General features: G+C 47.3%; 2 protein-coding genes. Both read left to right on the plus strand.

Going from position 1 to position 3,819, the window contains the following annotated elements; translation table 11 throughout:
- Positions 1-598: 598 nt before the first annotated feature.
- A complete protein-coding gene (locus LAY41_RS31960) occupies positions 599-2,176 on the plus strand; it encodes a reverse transcriptase domain-containing protein (protein WP_249106713.1) in 1,578 nt (525 codons plus the stop codon).
- Positions 2,177-2,393: 217 nt separating this feature from the next.
- Positions 2,394-3,680 (plus strand): RNA-guided endonuclease IscB, encoded by a 1,287-nt coding sequence (iscB, locus tag LAY41_RS31965; RefSeq protein WP_249106714.1) that lies wholly within the window; start codon positions 2,394-2,396, stop codon positions 3,678-3,680.
- Positions 3,681-3,819 lie beyond the last annotated feature (139 nt).

Genomic DNA, 3,819 nt, shown 5'->3' on the forward strand with positions numbered 1-3,819 from the left:
GTAAACTACCCACCGAATCGTCGGAGTACCGACTCTAGCGGGGGCTTTTGTGCGATTCGTTGCGATGTGAATCACGGTAAACAGTCCGTACATAACGTCGCCAACTAACTCTAGAAAGAGAAGGTTGAACTCCCAATCTGGATGAGGGTGTAAGCCCCTCCTCTAAGACTCATAGATGACTCCCTACCTGCCCACACTGACCAGACTCGGTTTCTGGAGGGTGAAGCTGGGAACAGGGCGCAATCAGACATCTGTTGTGAGATGACACTGGCGCTAACGGGGTGTTCTTACGGTGAAACCAGAGCCTAGAAAAGCGACCTACCCGCAAGCGGGGCACAACATAAAACCCCGACTTCACTGGAGATGACACCCGCCGCATCTAAAAGCCATAGCGGTAAGAGTCCAGGGAATCCAGTGGTTGAATTGGCTCCACCTAACAGAACTAACAATCTGACTGGGGGAACGAAGAAAAACGAACTGAGGGTCTAGGGGCAGTCGAACCCCATGTAGACCAGACGAGCGGATTAATCCCCTCAGTTCGGGTAGGATGCAGCGTAATTGCTGCAAGGTGTTCAGAAAACACGAACTAGAGAAGAGTATGTTTAGACGCAGTAGCAATGCTAGCGAAACTTGGAAAAATCTCCCCTGGAAACGATTCCAGAAGGACTTATTCCGCCTTCAAAGAAGAGTGTTCAAAGCGATTCGGGCTGGAGACAAGCGAAAAGCTATGTCCCTCCAGAGGTTGATACTCAAGTCAACCGCAGCCAGGATGCTGGCAATACGTCAAGTAACGCAGCTAAACGCTGGGAAAAAAACGGCAGGTATAGATGGTAAAGCCTCACTTAACCATCAGGAGAGGCTGGAGCTAAGTGAAACCCTTAGAACCAAAAGTAGCAACTGGCAACACCAGAAACTACGGGAAATACCCATACCTAAGAAAGACGGGACAACCCGACTCTTAAAAGTGCCTACGATTGGGGATAGAGCTTGGCAATGTCTCGTTAAGCTTGCCCTAGAACCAGCGCACGAGGCAACGTTCCACGCTAGGAGCTACGGTTTCAGAACAGGACGCTCAGCGCACAATGCACAAAAGCAAGTGTTTCAGAATCTAAACTCCTGGGCAAACGGAATAGAAAAACGGGTTATCGAACTCGATATCGAAAAATGCTTCGACAGGATAAGCCACTCATCAATAATGGAACGACTCATAGCCCCTTCGGGCATCAAGCTCGGAATCTTCCGATGCTTAAAATCAGGAGTCAACCCAGAATTCCCAGAACAAGGAACCCCGCAAGGGGGTGTGGTGAGTCCCCTACTAGCAAACATTGCGCTCAATGGTATAGAGGACATCCACCAATCCGTGCGTTATGCGGATGACATGGTAATAATTCTAAAGCCCAAAGACGATGCAGTGGCAATACTTGAGCGAATCAGCCAGTTTCTTGCAGAAAGGGGGATGAAAGTCAGTGAAAAGAAAACCAAGCTAACCGCTACGACAGATGGGTTTGATTTCCTCGGCTGGCACTTTAAAGTGCAAAGTAACGGAAGGTTTAGATGCGTCCCTTCAGAGGACAATTACAAAGCATTCCGTCAGAAAGTAAAACACATCGTCAACAACTCGAATTATGGTGCTACCACAAAGGCTGAGAAATTAGCCCCTGTAGTTAGAGGATGGAGGAATTACCACCGCTTCTGCAAGATGGATGGGTCGCGCAACTCGCTATACCACATCGAAACAAGAGCTTTCAAGGTATTCAACAAGGAATCAAAACAATCTCGCTACACCAGCAAGAAACTGCTTGATAAAGCATTCCCCTCGGTTCCTTACTCCGAAAACAAGCACGTCAACGTTAAAGGGGAAAAGTCACCCTATGACGGAGACATTACCTATTGGAGTGAGCGTAACAGCAAGCTCTATGACGGTGAAACCTCTAAAGCTCTCAAAAAGCAAAACCATTCATGTGGTCATTGTGGCTTAAAGATGCTTAGTGATGAGAAGGTACATCTCCATCATGTCGATGGCAACCATAATAACTGGAATAAAAATAACCTTCTAGCCATACACGAATCCTGCCACGATTACACCCACATGAGCAAAAGCGAAAGCCAAGAACATCGGGAGCTGGATGCGGTGAAAATCGCACGTCCAGATCTAACTGAGAGGGGCGAGGCATAATAGCCTCCCTCGACTCAACCAAGAGAAGCCCAGAGTTTACCCGACTAAGTACCTTGTGTACTACGTTTTAGAAGCCATCACACCTACGGATACGAAGCCAGTCTGTAGCTCTGTGGTTAACGATTAAACAGGCATATTGGGTCGAAGCCAGTGTCGTTAACGTGACAAACTTCTAAAACATTGTCAAGGCTAACATTACCCGTAAGGAGACTCATTCGTGAGTAAAGTTTTCGTTCTAGACACCAACAAGCAGCCTCTTAATCCCATCCATCCAGGTAGGGCGAGAATGCTGTTATCCCAAGGGAAAGCCGCCGTATTTCGCCGCTATCCTTTTACGCTAATACTGAAAGAAGAGGTGTTAAATCCTGAAATAAGACCACTTCGAGTCAAGATTGACCCAGGAGCAAAAACCAGTGGATTAGCATTAGTCAACGACAACACTGGCGAGGTTGTTTGGGTTGCTGAACTTCAGCATCGTGGTTTTCAGATTCGCGATACTTTAACTTCACGTCGCCAGTTAAGACGTTCACGCCGCCACCGTAAAACTCGTTATCGGCAGCCTCGTTTTCTTAACCGCACCCGTTCAAAAGGATGGTTGCCACCGTCTTTAAACAGTCGAGTAGCTAACATCTTGACTTGGGTTAAGCGTCTATCGTCACTGTGTCAAATTACAGCTATCTCTCAAGAGTTGGTTAGATTTGACACGCAACAGATGCAGGATGCAGAGATTAGCGGGGTGGGTTATCAACAAGGGACGTTAGCTGGCTACGAGATTCGTGAGTTTTTGCATGAGTTGTGGGACAGAACTTGTGCTTACTGCGGCGCAAAGGATACCAAGCTTGAGATTGAGCATATCAATCCTCGCTCAAAAGGTGGCTCTAACCGTGTCAGTAACCTATGCCTAGCTTGTGTGCCTTGCAATCAGAAAAAAGGTAGCCAAGATATCAAAGACTTCCTTAAAGGTAAGCCTGATTTGCTCAAACGAATTCTGGGGCAAGCTAAAAAACCTTTGGCAGATACCGCAGCCGTCAATGCAACCCGATGGAATCTCTACGAAAACCTAAAACAAACAGGTTTACCCGTAGAGGTTGGCACAGGAGGACGTACCAAGTACAACCGCACCATTCGAGGCTTAGACAAGACTCATTACTGGGATGCGGCTTGCGTTGGAGCGTCAACGCCAGAACAGTTAATCACGACAGGTGTCAAACCTCTACTAATTGCCGCAAAAGGACATGGAACTCGTCAACAATGCCGTACTGATAAATGGGGGTTTCCGGTTCGTTATTGCTCTAGAACCAAATTTCACAAAGGTTTTCAGACTGGTGACATCGTTAAAGCGACTGTCACTTCCGGCAAAAAGATTGGGACTTATGTTGGACGAGTAGCAACTCGCGCTACTGGAAGTTTCAATATATCCACAAAAGATGGACTGGTTCAAGGAATCAGCCATAAGTACTGCAAACACATTCTTAAGAAGGATGGTTATTCCTATGGACAGTGATTTGGATATTTTAGGGGGATTGACCCCCATAAAATATCCCCCGTTTCCTCCCGCCGCTAAATCAATGCGCGGTACTCACCTACGGCTCGATGTGTCCGCGCTGATTATAGCGGGGGTCTCCACGGGGGAAGAAAGATGA

The sequence above is a fragment of the Argonema galeatum A003/A1 genome (assembly GCF_023333595.1).
In the GTDB taxonomy this organism is placed as follows: Bacteria; Cyanobacteriota; Cyanobacteriia; order Cyanobacteriales; family Aerosakkonemataceae; genus Argonema; species Argonema galeatum.